Below are 19539 nucleotides of genomic sequence, written 5' to 3' on the forward strand. Positions count from 1 at the left end.
CACGCAAACGTTTGCATGGGGCGCTATTTGACCTGAGAGCATGAAGGAGTGCAAGGATTTGTCGGGTTCGATTTGCAGGCTGAACGGGATGCTGACAGGAGAGTGATGCGCGAGTGGGAGGCGTTGAAAGTGGGCTATGCGGACGGGGAAAATGTGGCAACGGCGAACCGTTGCCACAGGCACTGCAGTAGAGAAAGGTGAAACTCCCCCGGCAACTGCTCTCTGGCGAAGCCAATGTTCCACTCGGTATTCTGAGGAATATCCGCAGCAGACAATGACAGAGAATAATCCCGGGAGAATTTCAAATCAGAATGCGCGCATTCTGTAGAGTGCATAGAGGAAATAGTACGCTGTGATAGTATTCAAATTCATAATCATGTACTTCAGTTTTTCATTTTTATTCAGCAGAATGAAAATCCCTTTCGAGTATTTCCCCCGCTTTATTTCATTAATTTCCTGCGCGATATCTGCAGGTGAAAACGACGAATGATACATCGCCGTGACAATTTGCATATCTAACGCCAGCACGCGTTTTGAAATGCCCTTTAGCAGGTAATCGAGATTACTCCCCTGATATTTCTCAACGATAGAATCATACAGCGTGGTCAGAAACTGTTTTCTGACTTTGAGCTCGCTGTAATGCACCTTTTGCTTGGATAATGAACCGGCAACATCTTCATAATGGTAAGCCGTTCCCTGAGTGACCAGAAAATTGCTAATACAGCTGAAGAATTTGAGGTTAAATAAAAGATCCTCACTCATTGAGATCCCCTCAATAAAGCGAAGATTCAGCTCACTCAGTATCTGACGGCGATAACACTTATTATGCAAATAACCAATGTTGTCGCTCATCTCCAGCTCACCGAGCACATAAGGAATATCCTCGTTGCTGAAGAAGCCAGCCTGAGAGACCTTGCCCACACGGCCGTCGTTGAGGTTTCCTACCATCAAATCTACCGACTCCGTTGGCCATGCATCCAGATTCAGTTTGAAGATCATTAGAAAATCATCATCCACCCAATCATCTGCATCGAGGAAAAGAACATATTCCCCACTGGCCTGTTGCAATCCGCTGTTGCGAGCCGCGCTGACACCGGCGTTCCTTTGGTTTATTACCGTGACCTGAGAATAACGTGAAAACTCCTCCAGTACGTTTAGGGTTGAATCAGTGCTACCATCATTTACCACCACAATTTCATAATCGCTGAACGTCTGATTAAGCACACTCAGCAATGTCCGCTTGATGGTTTTTTGTGAGTTATAGACGGGAATAATAATACTGAAAAGTGGTTTTTCATTCATGATAAACTCTCTTTACTGTCTGAGGTTTTGTAATTGACAAATAACTGCCATAGTTTCCTGGGGTTGATAAAAATCTGATGAATACGCATCACCGGTTGCGCAGTGAAGAAATAATTAAGCAGCGAGAAAGAGAGGAATTCGGTTAATACCACGCTGAGGGCAGCGCCGGTTAAACCCAAAAGCGGCACCAATAAAATGGACGATGCCAGGCAGATAATTAATACCGCAAAGGTCTTTTTCACTAAAAAGCGATAACCGTTGTACTTAATAATAAAACGGTCCATGAGGCTGCTGAGCACACCACACATCGCGCCCACACTGAGCAGCAGCGTCGGCGCGATGGCATCGAGATACGCCTCGCCGTAAAAGTCACGGATAAACCAGCCTGCGAGTTGCCATATCGCCATGATCACAATGGCGGACACCCCCACGACCAGCAGATGCAGTTTTTGCGCTTTGACAATTGACTGCTCATCATCACGCTCGGCAAAGAACGCCGGAAAAAATGAGGCCAACAAGGCATTAGGTAAAAACACCCATGAGGTTGCCAGCGTCATGGCAACAGCAAATATCCCCGCCTCCTTTACACCGAGGAAATACGAAACGCTGAGTTGGTTGACGCGGGTATAAATCGCGATAGCGATCACCGAGAACACCAGCGAAATGCCAGAAGCCACCATGTAGCGCGAATACTTTTTGATGTGGCGCAGCGCCGGAATCGGCCCCTGGCGATGATAGCGCCAGAAAATCGCCAGCTTGATGCTGAACGGCAGCAACGTAGCCAGCACAATGGGGATCGCCAGAAACTGAGGGTCCAGTTGCAGATACGAAATAATGAAGCGCACTGACAGACTGATGGCGAGGCCGATCACGTTGGCGATCACATTGAGTCGAGCGTTGAGCATGGCCTCGTTGTAGATATTGACCAGATCAATCGACGAGAACAGACAGGCCATCGCCGCTGCGCAGATAAATACCAGCGCTTCACGGCTCCACGCCTCTCCCATGATCACCATGCCGCTGAGCGCTAAACCGCAGTAAATCAGCATCACCAGCAGAAAAGTCGCCATCATCAGGCGAATACCTGAATGACGATTTTGCGAAATACGCTTCAGCAAAATCACATCGCTGCCCATCACGGCGATCGACTGAATAAACTGAAACACCAGCATGGAGAGTGAGATAATGCCGAAGGTGGTCGGTCCAACATATTTCGCGACATAGGACGTCACAAAAATCAGACCAAACACTGCGATGAGTTTTTCAGCAATCATCCACATCGAATTTTTTAATTTATCTTTCACAGATCAACCTCAGTGAGAATCATGACTAAGCCAAACTTCACGTCCCTTTCGCCCGGCTTAACATTAAATTTGATTTATTTAGGAGTTTCCTCAGGCAGAAATCGCCGGCCTTTTAACTCTCATAAAACGGTGGGTTAAATAAGATTATCGCTAATCAAATCGTGCAATTTTATTGTTCATTCATTTAACTAAATACGCAGGCTACCGCCCCTGGCTTACAGCTACCAGTGTACTGACTACCTGTTACGGGCTATTTTTGCCGCAAGGAACCGCACTGTACTCAGACGAGTTCAGTTAAATATCATGTAGTTACATTAATTCTTATTTCGAAGACAAGATGACACTTAGTGCAATCACCGTGACATCAATAAGAAACGCCAATTATCAATATGCCATTCAATATGATTAAAACAGGTGCAGCCTACTGAATTTTTTTGCACCACAAGAAATGCCGACCGGGATTGAAAAGGTACATCTAAAGACGGCCTTCTCAACGAACGTTACGACATTCACGATTTTGCTGTATGCCCTGCCTTTTTATTATCTCGATGCGTCTTTCGCCGTTCGATAATGGCAAGTGGCGTTAATTCAACATGACTCTAGCAGCCGTGTTGCAATGGGCTCAGGGCCCTAATTTTGCGATCTGATTCAAACTTTTAATCGCATTCTCACCAGACATTGCGATGAGGTCAATGGCCTGGAGGCCAATACGGAATTTACTTAGCTGGAAATGGGATATCGCAGAAGGGGAAAGATTAGCGCGGATGAATCGGTTTTCAGAAAATTGATTAAGGCGACAGTCAAATACTGTTAGGAATAATAAGATCGAAATGGACTTACAAGACCATTTTTCGCTAACACCTTGTTCTGTAAGTTAACCTGCAAATTATCCGGGCAAATTAAACTGTAATGAATCTGGAGATAAGAACGGACCTGATATATCGAACCGTTTTATTGCCTGGTGCCGTACTGAAAACTACACCATCTCCAGATTAACGTTTTTTTGTACGCATTAACGTAAATAAAAAGAGAATTAACACATTCCATCTGAGAATATCGCCATCCTATGCGGCTGGCGTGCCAGGAACCACTGTTAAAGAGACAACGAACCTGAGACGCTCTGCGTGTATTTTGGTCAAAAAAAAAGCGAGGCCGCAGCCTCGCCAGATAGATGGGTCTCAGTCGTAATAGGGAAGTTTACGATCGACACCGTTGATATTCACCAGCACAAAGCCGGTTGGCGCGGTTTTATTGGTTGGCGTTCCGGCGGCGGTGGCCATCGTCAGCACGCCCTTCTCATTAGCCCCAATCCCCGCCAGCCCATTGTGCATGCCAAAGCGTGCGGCTGGCTTCAGTGTGCCCATGTTGGTGGTATCGGTAACAACTGACAGATCAGACTGGAACAGCGAGCATGAGCCTGAATCGAAACGCGTTGGGCCGGTGGTTTTCAGGTTCAGCATGGTGTCGCCACTGTTCGCTTTCAGCTTCACCCACACCACGGCATAAGTGGTACCGACACGGCCGTAACGCATATCCAGGATGGCGGGCTGCCCCATATGAAAAGCATCCGCCCACACCGTTTCCAGCCGTTGCAAATTGATCCAGGTTTTGCCGCTACTTGCCACGTTAACCGGGGTGCCGGCAGTGCCGGTGGGCTGGGTGGCATCGGCTTTACCAATAAACTCCATCACCCACTGCTGGTTCGCATTCGGGAAGAACAGCTGCCCCAGGCGATACCAGTTGTCAGTTGACGTGTTATTGGTGATCTTGTAGCCGCTATAATAGCCGGCACGTAGCGATCCGGTCAGGAAACTACCGTAGCTCTCGTCGCGACGATAACCATATTCGAAGGTGGAGAGCCATCTGCCGGCCACCAGATCGTTCGACACTTTCGCGCCAGACTGCAGGTTGATTTGACGCATCACCACGCGCGCATTATTGAGATTGAAAGGATTGCCGCAATCCTCAATATTGAGCGTATCAATGGTCCAGCCACCATCCGACAAGTCTCCTGGATTGCGCGTGTGCTCGATCCACACATTGCGCAAAATCCCCTGTGTACAGCGCGGCATATACAACGTGGCGTCACCATAACCCGTCTGGAAGTTACAGTTACAAATCTCAATCGCGGTAGAGTGATCCCATACCCCATTCGGTGAATTTGACCAGCCCACATCGAAGACGCGCGCATAGGTGTAGAGGGTATAAATCTGGTCAAATTTGGTGTCCAGCGTATCCAGCACTTTAATCACCGTGCCGCCGTTATTCTGTGCGCGGAAACAGTAGATGTTTACCGTGGTGCCTTCGATACAGGTATTTTCGAAGAACGGCTGCACGTTGCTGCACATATCGGCCGTGATGGTGCCTTTGTTGGTGGTGATATCTGCTGAAGCCTGACCATTCCAGGCAATGCCTCGAATCGAGGTGCGACGCGCCTTCACCTTGAATACCGGGTTGGCACTCTTATCCGAGATAATCGTGGTACGCGGCAACGAACCCAGCTCAACATCATCACCCTGCAGACCGAAGAAGGCGTTATCGGTGCCGCTGATATCAATTGGACTGATCAGAAACTTCCCGCCGGGAAAACGAATCGGCAGGTCCTTAATATTACCGCTGTAATTCTGCGTCCAGGTTAGCATGCGATTAACCGCGTCCGTGTCATTGGCATAACCGTCTCCTTTGGCACCAAAGTGGTAAACGTTGATGTCGGACGGATCGTTAATCACACGTTTCCAGTAAAAGCCATTACCTACCGCCAGCGTCCCGCCATCATCAGTGGCAGTGGTGGTGCCGATAAAACCGGTGAAGTCACCGCCACCGTGGAAGGTAGAGTCCGCGTTATAGCGACGCAAAAACGCCAAATCGCCGTTTTTGCTGGGAACGGTAGTACGCAGTTCAGCATAAGAGTTAACTTCGATCATCATAGCCTCCTCGGCCTTTTCAGGTTTGCAATGCAAGTGTGGGAACAGCGTTAGTGCGCCGATGTGCCGCAGTGCTGATCCCAGAGATCGTTGTGGTTGTTGATGGCGCGCACGGTGCGAACATCCATACGCTCGGCATCGTTGCCGTGGGTGTAAATCGGGGAGAAAAGCGTGCAAGCAGAGTCGATAACGACGGGGGATTCAGGGCTGGTTGTATTTCGAGTGCTGCAGCTTGTCGCGAGCAGCAGCGTCATCAAGATTAAGATTGCTGGCTTCCACACGTTTAGCCTCCTCGCGCAACTGTTGTTGCTGCTGGTTAACCGCGACAGCCTGCACGGCCGCTTTGTTCGCGGAGTCCACCTCTGATTTGGCTTGTTGCTGCACCTTGCCAATCTTTCTGCCACCGAAGTAGCTGGCCACCAGTGCCGCAACAATGCCCGCCAGTGCAGCCAGCCAGTGCCAGCTGCCGCCAAGCAGTGAAGTAATAAGCGTCATGGTTTCTCCTCCAGCGTCTTGCGCTGTTCAATCAGGTTTTTCTGTCGGACAAACTGCGCCAGAACCCCCATCGCCACCATGAAGGCACCAATCAACCCGAGGTAGTTGTGGGGAAGAATGTCTTTGATGTCCTGAGGCAATGCATTCCAGGCATCCAGCGCGGATGAGGGGAAGGATTGCGCCCAGGCGCTGAGCATCGAACCCAATGAAGCCAGCCATACTGACCAGGTTTTGAACAACAGTCGCGCATGCTTCACAAACTCCAGCGTGGTAAAACGCTGGAGCAACAACAGCACAATCACTGCTGCCAGCACCGCGATGACAAACACCATCCATCTCATGTTCATAACAGCCCCCGATAAATGTCGTAGCTGCCGCTGCGCATGACTTCAGCGTGACGCCGTGCGCGCCCGGGCGTTTGCCGTGCCCACAAGCTGTCGAGCATGGCATTGGCGGCGCCATTAAAGTCCCCTTGGGTGATGGCGCTCAGCATGCCGCGAAACAGGGATAACCCATCAACGCCCAATTGATATGCCATGCTGATCAGCACATCACAGCGCGCCTCACTGCACTTGCTTAGGGCTTGCTGCACCAGAGCGCGCTGGTTCATCTCCAGCACTTTGTTTTCCACAATGCACTGCTTCCACACATCCCCGACTCGTCGCGGTACCTGGAAGATGTAGTTGCTGAGTGAGGCTCCTTTAGGCCCGATGCGGATACCGCCGGCCACGGTAGGAAACCCTTGCGTATCAAGGTAGGGCGCCTCGCGGTAGCCCTCTTCAAAATTCAAAATGGCAATAATCTGGCTCATAGCGATTCCTCTTTGACGGGCGCAACGATGCAAAAATGACTGCGCAAAGACTCCAAAACATAAATCTCACTGATCTATCCGCCCTTCTGAGACCACGCGTAATCCGCGCTACGCTCAAGCGAGGCTAAACAGTGAGCAATAACGAAACGTTCCGCTTAAAGCTGGGAAATATGACAAGGATTTAGCGCACGGCGTACAAATGGACGTGGGGCAGACAGCAGTTGTCGAAGCTGGCGCTTTCGGCCTGACGTGGTGTGGGGGCCATTACCGCACAGTCGACTCGCGATTGCGTCTGGCGCTGGCAGATGCGCTCTGCGCTACGCAGGCTTGGGTTATCGGGCTCAAGGCCTAAGGCGCAGTCGATACTGCGCTTCAGGCGGCTAAGTGACTGGCGGCGTCGGTGACGGCGGGTGCGCGCGTTCCCGGTGAAGACTGACTTGCCATACTGGATAATCGCCATAACTCCTCCTGTGAATGAGTCTTTGGCGATGGGGTGGCAGGCGCGGCGTGTCGGCTGAAGCCGAGGCGTCCGTGATTCCACTGCAAACACTCGACATCGACCCGCCCGGCTGCGTTCGCGGCCAGGGATAAGCAGAGGAGAGTGAAGTCAGAAGAGAGCTGACGACGCTGCATAATGCGCATCCACCCCATCCCAAAATTCACTGACTTTGGGTGGTGGGTATCGCGCTTGTGCAGCGCCTCAATTGTTTAAGAGCGGGCTCATCCGGGAGCAGTGATGTCGTCCTTCCATGGTCAAATTATTAACAGGTTCTAATGCATTGGCAAACACCAACAGTTAATTTTTTATTTACCATCGGTTAAATTTATGATTTCAGCCGGAATATTTTTTTACCTGCTCAGCGCGTTTTGTGATCAACCTAAAATCTGGTAATCACGCGCCTGGCTCATGATGACGCGCGCCACGACCTGCAATGAGGCCGCCTCATCCAGCGTTAAGTACCAGGTCTCATAGCGCTTGTTGTCGGAGATGACCGCGACCTTTCTGTGCTGCAGCTGCAGACGTTTGAGATAAAGTTGATCATCCAGCGTAAACAGGTAAATCCCGTCTCCGTCAAAGCGATGCACGCTGATGTCCACGAACAGCTGATCACGTGGCGCAAAGGTGCCGGCCATCGAATCATTGTTTAGCGCGATGAGGCGGATGCTCTCTGCCGGACGGCCGCTGAACAGCACGCGTGCCTCATCCAGCCCATACTCGATAGCCTGAATGGTTTCGACCAGTTCATCACGCGCAGCAATGCCCTGAGCGCTTCGCTGCCCAATATCCAGACTCTCGACGCGGAACCGATGTTGCGGGTCAATAAGTGCATGCTGGCTCACCGTGGCATCGGGTTGCTCCATGCCAAACTGCAGCCACTCTACGCGCACGTCCAGCAACTGGCTGAGCGCCAGTAGATTACTGTCATCCGGAATCGATTGAGCGTTAAACCATTTCCAGACCCCCGGTGTTGAGATCCTGCATCCCCTTTTCTGCAGCGCCTGTGCAACCTGTTTGTTTCGTCCATGTCCGACAATTCCCGCGCTATCACACGCGGCAATCAGCCTGGCAGTAAAAGCTTGTCTGTTACTCTCTTTTTTAACCATCAGTTAATAATCTGCCATCAGTTAAAGACTGAATGTTATTTTCTTTTTTGCTACCAGTTCATTTTATATTACCGTCAGTTTACTACCCAACAGCTTTTATCAATGAAGCTGGATGATCATTATCCTCTTCGACGGGGTGGAAACCAGCAATGAATGCCCTACAGCTTGTTCTGACAGGGGTTTTCAGGATTGTTCTGTGACGCTGATACCAGCACCTAAAACAAAAAATGCGCGAAAAAGCGCGTCGGCGCCATAGATGACAGAAATAAATCAAAAAGCTCTGGAAATAATTGGATCGGAAGCAAAAAAAATGGGCACCCTTACGGTGCCCATTGTGTTGCAGAAGTGAAAATTAGCCGCGCAGCGTATCGTCGCCCCAGCCAATCCACTTGTAGGTCGTCAGCGCTTCCAGACCCATCGGGCCACGCGCATGCAGCTTCTGCGTACTGACCGCGACTTCCGCACCCAGACCGAACTGCCCGCCATCGGTGAAACGCGTACTGGCATTGACATAAACGGCGGAGGAATCGACCTGATTCACAAAGCGGTTGGCGTTGCCAATGCTGCGCGTCAGGATGCCATCCGAATGCTGCGTACCGTGTTCGCGAATGTGCGCAACCGCATCGTCGAGATCCGCCACCAGCTTGACGTTAAGGTCGTTGGATAACCACTCATCGTCATACTGTTCGGTTTTCACCGCTACCACGCTGGCCGGGCCGTTTTGCAGCAGCGACAGGACATTTTCATCGCCGTGCAGCGGGATGTTTTCCTGCGCCATGCGCTGCACAAATGCAGGAATAAAGCGTTCAGCCTGATCGCGGTGAATCAGCAAGGTTTCCAGTGAATTGCAGGCGCTTGGACGCTGTTTTTTCGCATTAACAATCACCTCCAGCGCGGGTTCGATTTCCATGGTTTCATCAAGATAGAGATGACACACACCGATACCTCCGGTGATCACCGGAATCGTCGAGTTTTCACGACATAGCTTGTGCAACCCTGCACCGCCGCGTGGAATCAACATATCGACGTAGCGATCAAGTTTCAGCAGTTGGTTAACCAACTCGCGATCCGGGTTTTCAATCGCCTGCACCGCACCTTTTGGCAGGCCATGCTCGCTCAGCGCGTTTTGGATTACGCGAACGGTAGCCGCGTTAGTGCGATAGGTCTCTTTACCGCCGCGCAAAATCGCCGCATTGCCGGTTTTCAGACACAGAGAAGCCACATCCACGGTGACGTTAGGACGCGCTTCATAAATCACCCCAATCACGCCCAATGGCACGCGGCGACGTTCAATACGTAAACCGCTGTCCAGCACGCCGCCATCGATCAACTGTCCGACCGGATCGGCCAAACGGCACACCTGACGCACATCGTCAGCGATACCTTTCAGACGCTGTGGATTGAGCGTCAGGCGATCCAGCAATGCCGCGCTCATGCCATTCTGCCGCGCATCGGCCAAATCCAGCTCGTTAGCCGCCAGGATGTCGGCACTTTCCGCTTCCAGGCGATCGGCAATCGTCAGCAGCACCTGATTTTTTTGTTCAGTGGAGAGTTCTGCCAGCTTGTACGACGCTGCACGCGCCGCTTTTCCCATTTCTTCTAACATCATCTGCTCCTTAACTGACGATCATGTCGTCACGATGCACCGCAACCGGGCCATATTCGTAACCGAGGATGTCGCTGATTTCCTGGCTGTGATGACCGGCAATCATGCGCATGGCGTCGCTGTTGTAGCGCGTCACGCCGTGGGCGATATCGCGGCCTTGCAGGTTACGAATGCGGATCACTTCGCCACGCGAGAAGTTGCCCTGCACTTCACGCACGCCTTTCGGCAGCAGTGAGCTGCCGCGCTCTAATACCGCAGCCAGCGCACCGTCATCAATGACAATTTCGCCAGCCGGCGGTGCGCCGAAGATCCAGCGCTTGCGGTTCTCCAGCGGTGATTGCTGTGCGTGGAAACGGGTGCCCACCGGTTTGCCATACAGCACGTCGCTGATCACATCCGGGCGGCTGCCCGCCGCAATGATCACGTCGATACCGGCGCGGCAGGCCACATCGGCCGCCTGCAGTTTGGTCGCCATGCCACCCGTGCCGAGGCCGGAAACACTGCCTCCGGCCAGGGTGCGCAACGCATCATCAATCTGGTGCACATCGCTGATCAGTTCCGCTTCCGGATTGGTGCGAGGATCGGCGGTGAACAGGCCCTGTTGATCGGTCAGCAGCAGCAGTTTATCCGCGCCGCCGAGCATCGCCGCCAGCGCAGACAGGTTGTCGTTATCGCCCACTTTGATTTCAGCGGTAGCAACAGCATCGTTCTCGTTAATCACCGGCACGATGTGGTTATCGAGCAGCGCACGCAGCATGTCACGTGCGTAGAGGAAGCGTTCACGATCTTCCATATCCGCACGCGTCAGCAGCATCTGACCGATATGAATCCCGTAAATTGAGAACAGCTGCTCCCACAGCTGAATCAAACGGCTCTGCCCCACCGCAGCCAGCAGCTGCTTTGAGGCGATGGTGGGCGGCAGTTCGGGGTAACCCAGGTGTTCGCGTCCGGCGGCAATCGCACCTGATGTGACGATAACGATACGATGACCCGCCGCGTGCAGTTGTGCACACTGACGAACCAACTCCACCATGTGCGCACGATTCAGCCGACGCGAACCGCCGGTGAGGACGCTGGTACCCAATTTGACCACAAGGGTCTGACTGCCACTCATGTTTTTCCTGCCATATAAGAAAAAAATTCTGCGAAGGGACGTTTTATCAGGAGTGAGCGAGGAAGCCAATAACAGCAAGGGGAAAAGCACAAAAATCCCCTGACAATGCAGTAGACCAAAAGTTCGCGATTAACAAGAAATCAGAAAAACTGTCATAAAACTTTCATCACCAGTCGGTAAAAAGTCCCCTGTTTTACAAACCCTTTCAAGGGTACAACAAATTTTACTCATTGGGATTGATAGCAAATGAAGAAGAGCACACTGGCATTAGTCGTATCAGCGCTGGCACTGGCTTCCACCGCACACGCCGCAGAAGTTTATAATAAAGACGGTAACAAACTGGACTTCTACGGCCGCGTTAAAGCTGAGCATTATTTTAGTGATGCCGCTTCAAACGATGGTGACAAATCTTACGTTCGTATCGGCTTCAAGGGTCAGACCCAGATCAACGATCTGATGACCGGCTACGGCCAGTGGGAATACCAGTACAACGTTAACAACTCTGAAGGTTCTGACGCTAACTCAGGTAACAAAACCCGTCTGGGCTTTGCGGGTCTGAAATTCGGTCAGTACGGTTCATTCGACTACGGTCGTAACTACGGCGTGCTGTACGACGTTGAGGCATGGACTGACGTATTCCCAGAATTCGGTGGTGACGGTACTGCGCGTACTGATAACTTCATGACTGCGCGTGCGACGGGTGTTGCGACTTATCGTAACAGCAACTTCTTCGGTCTGGTTGATGGCCTGCGCTTCGCGCTGCAATACCAGGGTAAAAACGACTCTACCAGCGCTAACGCACGTGGTAGCGCCACTGATACCTCTCGCCAGAACGGCGACGGTTACGGTGCGTCACTGGGCTACACCATCGGCAGCACCGGCATCAGCCTGATGTCTGCTATCACCTCTTCTGACCGTACTAATCAGCAGCAAGCGCGTGCTTACGGTTCTGGTGACAAAGCGGATTCATGGGGCGCGGGCATCAAGTATGACGCTAACAGCGTTTACCTGGCCGCAATCTACACCGAAACCCGCAACATGACCCCAATCAGCGGCACCAACTCAGTGACCGGTGCTTCCGTGTCAGGTGCAGCGAACAAAGCGCAGAACATTGAATTGGTTGCACAGTACCAGTTCGACTTCGGCCTGCGTCCGTCTATCGGCTATGTGCAGACCAAAGGTAAAGACATCGAAGGTATCGGCGATGCGGACCTGGTTAAATACATCGACGTTGGCGCGACTTACTACTTCAACAAGAACATGTCTACCTTCGTTGATTACAAAATCAACCAGCTGAACGACGACAACCGTCTGTCACTGAACAACGACGACATCGTTGCTGTTGGTCTGACTTACCAGTTCTAAGTCGTCTGATTTACCCTCAATGTGTCTATAAAAAAAGAGCCGGCTCATCACCGGCTCTTTCTTCTTTTTGTCTGTTTAGCGGGCTTGAAAGCCGAGTCCGACGATGGCGTGATTAAGCGCTGAGCTTCACCGGCTCTTCTTTAAAACCCGATGCAGGTTTAAGATCCAATTTAAGATCCTTCAACACCGCTTTTAGACGCTCGTGGAAATTACGCAGCGTACTCTCCACTTTCTCGTTGTTCTCTTTGCCTTTAATGGTTGCCACACCCCAATCACCCTCTTTATCAAACAAACCAAAGTGGTATTCATAGGTGAAATGGTCTTCGTGCGCTTCCAGCGTCATCCACCAGCCCCAGAACTCGCGGAGTTCAGGTGCAGGTTTGACGTTGACACACGCTGCCAGGCAATCGAAGAAGAAACGCTGCTCTTCACATTTTCCTTCACGGATGTACGGCCCCAATTCGGTGAAGCGCTTCAGCAGGCGACTACGGGGATGACCACTCGGTAACGTCATGCTAATTCTCCCTCAAATAACCGTAAAATTGTTTCTCGTTACGCGAATCACGCGCGCAACGCAAAATATCCCGGATATAAGTAGTAGCAGAACGTTGGTTTTTTGCCAGTCATACACCCAATTGTTTTGCCAGCCAGTCGCAAATTTGATTTAACGCCTTCTCAAAACTCGAGAACACCGGCGTGGCGGGAATAGCCAACACTTTGCCCTGTGCGGAGGAATTGGCAATCAGCTGCGCCTCTTCTTCCGGACTAAACAAATCACCCGGCCAGTAAGCCGCCAGCATCGGCGTCGGCGTGCGGCGCCCCAGCAGGCCCTGCACCTTCAGCGAGTAACGATTGAGCTCAATGCGCAGGTTACTGTCTGACGCGGAAGGCATCCCCAGGCGACTGGCCAGCATATCCATGTACATGTCCGGCAGTTGTTGCTGGCGTTGCTCATCGACAAACACGTTATGCACCATCGCGCCGAGCGTCGCGACCGCACGCAGGCGTGGCACTTCCAGATAAGCCAGTCGGGTGGCGACATTGGCGCCAAAGCGATAGCCAAACAGCGCAACGCGCGTGTGATCAATCCACGGCACATTGCTCAGATCACGCAGCACCTGCTGGTGAAGCTGGCTGGTGTCCTGGTTCAGCTTCCATTTGCTGCTGAAGCCCACCGAGGGCATATCCAGCGTCAACATGGCGATGCCACGCGGAGCCAGATAATCGTGGAACAGGCGATAATGATCGCTCTGCAGCGAATCCAGGCCACCGCACAGCAGTACCGTTGGGTATGGGGCTTTGGCCTCAGCAGGCATATGCAGGAAACCGGTGACCGGGCTGCCACCGCTGATCTGGAAGGTCAGCGCTTTCAGCTCACCAGGCAGACGCTGCGTGGCCTCTTCGTATGCCCGGTTTGCCAGCACCTGTGCCTGATCGGCCAGATCATCGCCTTTGATATAGGGATAGGCGGCAATACTGTAGAGATTAGATGCGCGCATCCACTGATGCCCGGCTTCCTCGTGATCTTCATTCTCCATCGCGCGCTGTTGCCATAAGGCGGCCTGCTTCGACCACTCATAGTTCCAGTTACCCCCGCGATAGCCAATCACCGTGTCGAGTTGGGTGTGATCAGTGTGCTCATACTCACTGATAGCGATGCGCGCCAGCACTTCGCTGATCTCCTGCGGAGACAGGCCGCGCCACGTCCACAGCAGCTTGTTGAGCATGCGATACCAGCAAGGTTGGGTATCCCCTTCGAGGGTGTTGTGCACCTGAACCGGATGATGGTGCTGACGATGCACCAGAGAGGAGGTTTCCGGGTGTTTAAAGCGGGGCTTAAAAAGCTCTTCGCTGAGGTTTTTATCCGACATCTTAGACGTTCTCCCGCGATAGTCGCATAGATGCCTAAGAGTGTACTGCACCCACATGTTAGGTGCGAGGCGTAGAATGCACAACGCCCGGCATAACCGGGCGTTGTTTGCGTTGCATCAATCAGCTTTTGACGATTGGCGGGATGTAAACCACGCCCATGTCCCAGGGCTGTTCGATCCAGGTGTTCTGCGGAATATCGACAATGTAGTCGTCCACCAGCGAACGACCAGCTGGCTTAGCGAAGATGGTGCAGAAACGCGCTTTTGGATACATATCGCGGATCGCTTGCGCGGTGCCACCGGTATCCACCAGGTCATCAATCACGATGAAACCTTCACCGTCGCCTTCCGCACGCTTCAGCACTTTCATTTCGCGCTGATGATCGTGGTCATAGCTTGAGATGCAGACGGTATCGACATAGCGAATACCCAATTCACGCGCCAGCAGCGATGCCGGAACCAGACCACCGCGGCTGACCGCAATGATACCTTTCCACTGTTCCACAGGAAGCAGGCGCTGGGCCAGTTTGCGGGCATGGATCTGCAACATGTCCCAGGTGACGACGTATTTTTCGCTCATAAAAGAAATCCCGACCAACAATGTTGGTTTAAAAATAGGCAAGGGGGAAAAGGTTGCGCGAGATTATAAGGATCTGACGCGTTAAAAACCAGCATCTGTCGCATTGGATGCAGGATTTTAGCGCGCCTGAGTACGCACCCGGTGAAAAACAGTGATATTCTCAGCCACATCACGTCAGATGTGCTGACGGCGATCTTTCACTGGAACCCGGCGTGCGAGCGGTATGTCCGCCGCGCTGACACAGGAGATGCATTGTGTCTGAATTGTCGCAACTTTCCCCCCAACCGCTGTGGGATATTTTCGCTAAAATCTGCTCCATTCCACACCCTTCTTACCATGAAGAAGCGCTGGCCGAACACGTGGTCAACTGGGCCAAAGAGCAAGGCTTTTGGGTTGAGCGCGATCAGGTCGGCAATATCCTGATTCGTAAACCGGCCACTGCGGGCATGGAAAAACGTACCCCTGTCGCGCTGCAGGCGCACCTCGATATGGTGCCGCAGAAGAACAACGATACGGTGCACGACTTCACTAAAGACCCGATTCAACCTTATGTTGATGGCGAGTGGGTTAAAGCGCGTGGCACCACGCTGGGTGCCGACAACGGTATTGGCATGGCTTCTGCGCTGGCGGTGCTGGCTGATAACAGCCTGACCCACGGCCCACTGGAAGTGCTGCTGACCATGACCGAAGAATCGGGCATGGATGGCGCTTTTGGTCTCCAGCCAAACTGGCTACAAGCCGATATCCTGATCAACACCGACTCTGAAGAAGAGGGTGAGATCTACATGGGTTGCGCGGGGGGTATTGATTTCATCACCACCCTGCCATTAAACCGTGAAGCCGTACCTGCGGGCTTTGAAACCCTGAAGCTAACGCTGAAAGGCCTGAAAGGCGGCCACTCCGGTGCCGATATTCATCATGGTCTGGGCAACGCCAACAAGCTGCTGGCGCGTTTCTTTGCGATCTACGCGCAGGAACTGGATGTGCGTCTGATTGAGTTCACTGGCGGCACGCTGCGTAATGCGATTCCGCGCGAAGCTTTTGCCACGCTGGCAATCGACAGCCATAAAGTGGATGCACTCAAATCGGCTGCGGCTCATTTCCAGGCCACGCTGCTGAACGAGCTGGGCATTAAAGAGAAGAACATTGCGTTAACCACCGAGCCGCTGGCACATCAGGGCCAGGCGCTGACCACCGACAGCCGCGATCGCTTCATCAACCTGCTGAACAGCACCCCGAACGGTGTGATTCGCAACTCTGACGTGGCCAAAGGCGTGGTGGAAACCTCGCTGAACGTCGGCGTGGTGACCATGGATCAGGACAATGCCGAAATCATCTGCCTGATTCGTTCACTGATCGACACCGGCAAAGATTGGGTGGTGGAAACCCTGACTTCACTGGGCCAGTTGGCTGGCGCGAAAACCGCACCAAAAGGCGGTTATCCTGGCTGGCAGCCTGATGCTGATTCACCGGTGATGGCGCTGACGCGTAAAACCTATGAAGCCCTGTTTGGCAAAACGCCAAACATTCAGGTGATTCACGCGGGTCTGGAGTGTGGTCTGTTCAAGAAGCCGTATCCGAACATGGATATGGTGTCGATTGGGCCAACCATTACCGGTCCACACTCACCGGATGAGCAGGTGCACATTGAGAGCGTCGGTCTGTACTGGAAACTGCTGACTGCGCTGCTGAACGTGGTGCCAGAGAAGGCGTAAGTCTTTGCGATGCTGTAAGGAACCAGGCTAAGGCCTGGTTTTTTTATGCCTGCAATCCTGAGGTTAAGGATTCTCTTGCTAATAAGGTCGCAATATTTGCCGGAACCCATTTTGAGACCGACAGTAACATGCAGCATATTTCACTATAAATCCTGCTTATTACCCCAGCATTCTACCACTCCACACTCCCTCTCTAGTTTTAGACGCCGTTACGCCCAGATGTCTGGATGGCTAATAAGATTTCGTGCTAGCTTATGCGCTTTCGTTTGTTGCCCAGCGTTATGGGTTCAGAAAAAATGCCACCCACTCTCTTAATGAAAGGCCTGCCCCATGAGTGCGATTAACCGCCTGGAGATGCGTAATATCTCCATCGCTTTTGGCGGTTTTGCCGCACTGACCCAGGTCGATTTTCTGACCGAGGGCGGATCGGTGCATGCGTTGACCGGAGCCAATGGCGCGGGAAAATCCACCCTGATGGCAGTGCTATCCGGCGCGCACAGTGATTACAGCGGCGAGATTCTGCTGGACGATGCGCCGGTCTCCATTCGTTCACCGCGCGATGCCAAAAAACTCGGTATTCATTTGGTGCAGCAGGAAGTGGATGTGGCGCTGGTACCGCAGTTGAGCGTGGCGGAAAACATCCTGCTCGATCAATTGGCAGAACCCGGCCATGTCTATAGCTGGCGCGAGATCCGCCGTCAGGCGCGTGCCCTGCTCAATCAGCTGGAAGTGAACATCGATGTTAATCGTCTGGTGGAACGCTGCTCGCTGGCGGAGAAACAACAAATCCTGCTGGCGCGCGCCCTCTCCCATCACTGCCGTTTTCTCATTCTGGATGAACCGACCGCGCCGCTGGATCAGCATGAAAGCGAGCGTCTGTTTACCGTGGTGCGTCGTTTACAAAGCAACGGCATTGGCGTGGTGTTTATCTCCCACCGCATTCACGAACTAAAAGCCATCTGCGATCGCTTAACCGTGTTGCGTGATGGCCGCTTGATTGAAAGCAGCCCGATGGCGGCACTGAGTGGCGAGCAGATTGTTGAGAAAATGCTGGGGCACCAGTTGACCGATGTCTATCCACCTCGCCGTGAACAGAGTGAGCAACCGCTGCTGCTGTCGGTGGAAGGTCTGCACGATGATCAACTGCTGGCGGACATTTCACTGCATCTGCGCAAAGGCGAAATCCTCGGCATTGCCGGCTTAGCGGGTGCAGGGAAAACCGAGCTGTGTAAGGCGCTGTTTGGTGCAAACAAAAGCCGCGTAGAAAAAGGCGAGCTGCACGGCAAACCGTGGCGACCGCGTTCTCCACATGATTCGGTGGAAAACCGTATGGCGCTGGTGCCGGAAGAGCGTCGTAAAGAGGGTATTTTCATTGATGAACCGGTGAGCATGAACCTGAGCGTCAGCGCGGACAACAGTTTTTCCCGCTGGAGCCTGTTCGGTCATCGTCAGGCCTGGCGCTGGGCCGAAGAGGTGATTCAGCGCCTCAACGTGCGTACCACCGGCCCGGCGCAGATTCTGCGTCGTCTGTCGGGCGGGAATCAGCAAAAAGTGGCGATTGGAAAATGGCTGCGCAACAACGCCGATGTGCTGATTCTTGATGAGCCAACTAAAGGTGTCGATATCAAAGCCAAAACCGATCTGTTCAGCCTGATTGACGGCCTGGCACGTGAAGGCAAAGGCATCATCTACGCTTCGGGCGAGTTTTCCGAACTGGTCGGCTTATGTGACCGTATTTGTGTGCTCTGGGATGGGCGCATTGTGGCAGAGATGGAAGGTCGTCAGGCCACAGAAGAGATGCTATTGCTTTATTCCACCGGAGGAACCCCTGCGTGAGCAGCAAAGAACTATCCCTGAACCCGCAGGTTTCTCTGCGTCATAAACTATTCGATTTTCTCTATAAATGGGGCATGTTGCTGACCGTGGTGATTCTGATCACTGGGTTTGGTCTGGCATCGGACAGCTTCCTCGAGCCCACCAACATCATCAACATCCTGCGTTCGATTGCTATCGTCACGGTAATTGCGATTGGTGTGTCGATTTCGCTGACCATCGGCGGCTTCGATTTGTCGGTAGGCTCAACCGCCTCACTGGCCAATGCGCTGGTGATTTCGCTGTTTGTCTGGCACGGCTTTGGCACCACCGAAGCCATTATCATCACGCTGCTGCTGTGCACTCTGGTGGGGCTGCTAAACAGCTTCCTGATCGTGATTCTGCGCATTCCCGACATGCTGGCTACACTGGCCACCCTGTTTGTCATTCAGGGCGTGGCGATGACTTACAGCTTCGGCGGTTCGATTACCGAGAATATGGTGATGCCAAGCGGCGATATGGCGGAGGGCACTATCCCCGCAGCGTTCGGTCTGTTGGGTCAGGTGCCGACCATTGTGATCGTCATGCTGGTAGTGACGATTGTGGCACAACTGGCACTGTCATTGACCAAGCATGGCCGTCGCATGTACGCGCTGGGTGGCAATCCAGAAGCCGCACGCCTTTCCGGTATTCGCACCACGCGCTACCGCGTTTTGGCCTATGTACTCGCATCGCTGCTGGCCGGATTAGGCGGCATTCTGCTGGCATCGCGTATTGGCTCCTCGCAGGTGAACGCCGGCAGTGGATATTTGATGGATGCCGTTGCCGCGGCATGGATCGGCTTCTCGCTGGCCGGTTCCGGCAAACCTAACGCGCTCGGTACGCTGGTGGGCGCGGTGATTCTGGGTGTGTTGCAGAACGGGCTGGTGATGTTGTCCGTGCCTTATTACGCCATGGACATTATCAAAGGCCTGGTGCTGGCTCTGGCCCTGGCGATTACCTACATTCAGCGCCGCTAAGGCGCGTTTACTGAGA

General features: G+C 52.8%; 17 protein-coding genes. 4 read left to right on the forward strand and 13 right to left on the reverse strand.

What is annotated here, in order from left to right; genetic code table 11:
- Positions 1 to 306: 306 nt before the first annotated feature.
- The 10 genes from CRO33_RS06750 to proB all read right to left on the reverse strand — a co-directional run bounded on the left by CRO33_RS06750 (position 307) and on the right by proB (position 11161).
- Positions 307 to 1302 (reverse strand): glycosyltransferase family 2 protein, encoded by a 996-nt coding sequence (locus tag CRO33_RS06750; RefSeq protein ID WP_097117542.1) that lies wholly within the window; start codon positions 1300 to 1302, stop codon positions 307 to 309.
- Complete coding sequence (locus tag CRO33_RS06755) at positions 1299 to 2606, reverse strand: oligosaccharide flippase family protein (protein ID WP_058961536.1); 1308 nt, start codon at positions 2604 to 2606, stop codon at positions 1299 to 1301. The genes CRO33_RS06750 and CRO33_RS06755 overlap by 4 nt, the downstream gene beginning before the upstream one ends.
- A 1178-nt stretch (positions 2607 to 3784) precedes the next feature.
- Positions 3785 to 5530, reverse strand: coding sequence for an amylovoran biosynthesis protein AmsF (locus CRO33_RS06760; RefSeq protein WP_097117543.1), 1746 nt, complete (start codon positions 5528 to 5530; stop codon positions 3785 to 3787).
- Between the two features lie 201 nt (positions 5531 to 5731).
- Positions 5732 to 6025 carry a hypothetical protein gene (locus CRO33_RS06765; protein WP_097117544.1) on the reverse strand — a complete coding sequence of 98 codons (294 nt, stop codon included), beginning with the start codon at positions 6023 to 6025 and terminating at the stop codon, positions 5732 to 5734.
- Positions 6022 to 6366 carry a DUF7940 domain-containing protein gene (locus CRO33_RS06770; RefSeq protein WP_176505737.1) on the reverse strand — a complete coding sequence of 115 codons (345 nt, stop codon included), beginning with the start codon at positions 6364 to 6366 and terminating at the stop codon, positions 6022 to 6024. Before CRO33_RS06770 ends, CRO33_RS06765 begins: the two co-directional genes overlap by 4 nt.
- A 2-nt stretch (positions 6367 to 6368) precedes the next feature.
- Positions 6369 to 6836 carry a glycoside hydrolase family protein gene (locus CRO33_RS06775; RefSeq protein ID WP_034825324.1) on the reverse strand — a complete coding sequence of 156 codons (468 nt, stop codon included), beginning with the start codon at positions 6834 to 6836 and terminating at the stop codon, positions 6369 to 6371.
- Positions 6837 to 7017: 181 nt separating this feature from the next.
- Positions 7018 to 7296 (reverse strand): transcriptional antitermination N peptide, encoded by a 279-nt coding sequence (locus tag CRO33_RS06780; RefSeq protein WP_034825325.1) that lies wholly within the window; start codon positions 7294 to 7296, stop codon positions 7018 to 7020.
- Between the two features lie 413 nt (positions 7297 to 7709).
- Entirely contained in the window at positions 7710 to 8441 is a 732-nt protein-coding gene (locus tag CRO33_RS06785; protein WP_097117545.1) for a S24 family peptidase, read from the reverse strand.
- A 352-nt stretch (positions 8442 to 8793) separates the two neighbouring features.
- Entirely contained in the window at positions 8794 to 10047 is a 1254-nt protein-coding gene (gene proA / locus CRO33_RS06790; protein ID WP_097117546.1) for a glutamate-5-semialdehyde dehydrogenase, read from the reverse strand.
- A gap of 10 nt (positions 10048 to 10057) precedes the next feature.
- On the reverse strand, positions 10058 to 11161 hold the full coding sequence (proB, locus tag CRO33_RS06795; RefSeq protein ID WP_034825331.1) for a glutamate 5-kinase: 1104 nt from the start codon (positions 11159 to 11161) through the stop codon (positions 10058 to 10060).
- A 246-nt stretch (positions 11162 to 11407) separates the two neighbouring features.
- On the opposite strand from proB, the gene ompC reads away from it, so the two are divergent.
- A complete protein-coding gene (gene ompC / locus CRO33_RS06800; RefSeq protein WP_097117547.1) occupies positions 11408 to 12526 on the forward strand; it encodes a porin OmpC in 1119 nt (372 codons plus the stop codon).
- A gap of 112 nt (positions 12527 to 12638) precedes the next feature.
- Here ompC and crl read toward each other — a convergent pair whose 3' ends face one another.
- From crl to gpt, 3 genes are all read right to left on the reverse strand, one after another.
- Positions 12639 to 13040: a sigma factor-binding protein Crl gene (crl, locus tag CRO33_RS06805; RefSeq protein ID WP_097117548.1), complete on the reverse strand. Its 402-nt coding sequence runs from the start codon at positions 13038 to 13040 to the stop codon at positions 12639 to 12641.
- Positions 13041 to 13149: 109 nt separating this feature from the next.
- Positions 13150 to 14397: an esterase FrsA gene (frsA, locus tag CRO33_RS06810; RefSeq protein WP_097117549.1), complete on the reverse strand. Its 1248-nt coding sequence runs from the start codon at positions 14395 to 14397 to the stop codon at positions 13150 to 13152.
- Between the two features lie 121 nt (positions 14398 to 14518).
- The gene (gene gpt, locus CRO33_RS06815) at positions 14519 to 14977 is read right to left on the reverse strand and encodes a xanthine phosphoribosyltransferase (RefSeq protein WP_034825338.1); all 459 of its coding nucleotides are present in this window, start codon (positions 14975 to 14977) and stop codon (positions 14519 to 14521) included.
- 254 nt (positions 14978 to 15231) lie between these two features.
- Here gpt and pepD point away from each other — a divergent pair, with 254 nt between their 5' ends.
- The 3 genes from pepD (at position 15232) to CRO33_RS06830 (ending at position 19523) form a co-directional block, all read left to right on the forward strand.
- A complete protein-coding gene (pepD, locus tag CRO33_RS06820; protein WP_097117550.1) occupies positions 15232 to 16692 on the forward strand; it encodes a beta-Ala-His dipeptidase in 1461 nt (486 codons plus the stop codon).
- Positions 16693 to 17022: 330 nt separating this feature from the next.
- Positions 17023 to 18528 (forward strand): sugar ABC transporter ATP-binding protein, encoded by a 1506-nt coding sequence (locus CRO33_RS06825; protein ID WP_097117551.1) that lies wholly within the window; start codon positions 17023 to 17025, stop codon positions 18526 to 18528.
- On the forward strand, positions 18525 to 19523 hold the full coding sequence (locus CRO33_RS06830) for an ABC transporter permease (RefSeq protein WP_097117552.1): 999 nt from the start codon (positions 18525 to 18527) through the stop codon (positions 19521 to 19523). The genes CRO33_RS06825 and CRO33_RS06830 overlap by 4 nt, the downstream gene beginning before the upstream one ends.
- The last annotated feature ends 16 nt before the right edge of the window (positions 19524 to 19539 follow it).

Origin of the sequence: Pantoea sp. GL120224-02 (genome assembly GCF_900215395.1) — a bacterium.
GTDB lineage: Bacteria > Pseudomonadota > Gammaproteobacteria > Enterobacterales > Enterobacteriaceae > Pantoea > Pantoea communis.

Excerpts from the sequence above, each read along its gene's own strand:
- CRO33_RS06775 (WP_034825324.1), bottom strand. The coding sequence starts at position 6,836 with ATGAGCCAGATTATTGCCATTTTGAATTTTGAAGAGGGCTACCGCGAG.
- proA (WP_097117546.1), bottom strand. The coding sequence starts at position 10,047 with ATGTTAGAAGAAATGGGAAAAGCGGCGCGTGCAGCGTCGTACAAGCTG.
- proB (WP_034825331.1), bottom strand. The coding sequence starts at position 11,161 with ATGAGTGGCAGTCAGACCCTTGTGGTCAAATTGGGTACCAGCGTCCTC.
- CRO33_RS06760 (WP_097117543.1), bottom strand. The coding sequence starts at position 5,530 with ATGATCGAAGTTAACTCTTATGCTGAACTGCGTACTACCGTTCCCAGC.
- CRO33_RS06825 (WP_097117551.1), top strand. The coding sequence starts at position 17,023 with ATGAGTGCGATTAACCGCCTGGAGATGCGTAATATCTCCATCGCTTTT.
- CRO33_RS06770 (WP_176505737.1), bottom strand. The coding sequence starts at position 6,366 with ATGAGATGGATGGTGTTTGTCATCGCGGTGCTGGCAGCAGTGATTGTG.
- crl (WP_097117548.1), bottom strand. The coding sequence starts at position 13,040 with ATGACGTTACCGAGTGGTCATCCCCGTAGTCGCCTGCTGAAGCGCTTC.
- CRO33_RS06780 (WP_034825325.1), bottom strand. The coding sequence starts at position 7,296 with ATGGCGATTATCCAGTATGGCAAGTCAGTCTTCACCGGGAACGCGCGC.
- ompC (WP_097117547.1), top strand. The coding sequence starts at position 11,408 with ATGAAGAAGAGCACACTGGCATTAGTCGTATCAGCGCTGGCACTGGCT.
- CRO33_RS06750 (WP_097117542.1), bottom strand. The coding sequence starts at position 1,302 with ATGAATGAAAAACCACTTTTCAGTATTATTATTCCCGTCTATAACTCA.
- frsA (WP_097117549.1), bottom strand. The coding sequence starts at position 14,397 with ATGTCGGATAAAAACCTCAGCGAAGAGCTTTTTAAGCCCCGCTTTAAA.
- CRO33_RS06785 (WP_097117545.1), bottom strand. The coding sequence starts at position 8,441 with ATGGTTAAAAAAGAGAGTAACAGACAAGCTTTTACTGCCAGGCTGATT.
- gpt (WP_034825338.1), bottom strand. The coding sequence starts at position 14,977 with ATGAGCGAAAAATACGTCGTCACCTGGGACATGTTGCAGATCCATGCC.
- CRO33_RS06765 (WP_097117544.1), bottom strand. The coding sequence starts at position 6,025 with ATGACGCTTATTACTTCACTGCTTGGCGGCAGCTGGCACTGGCTGGCT.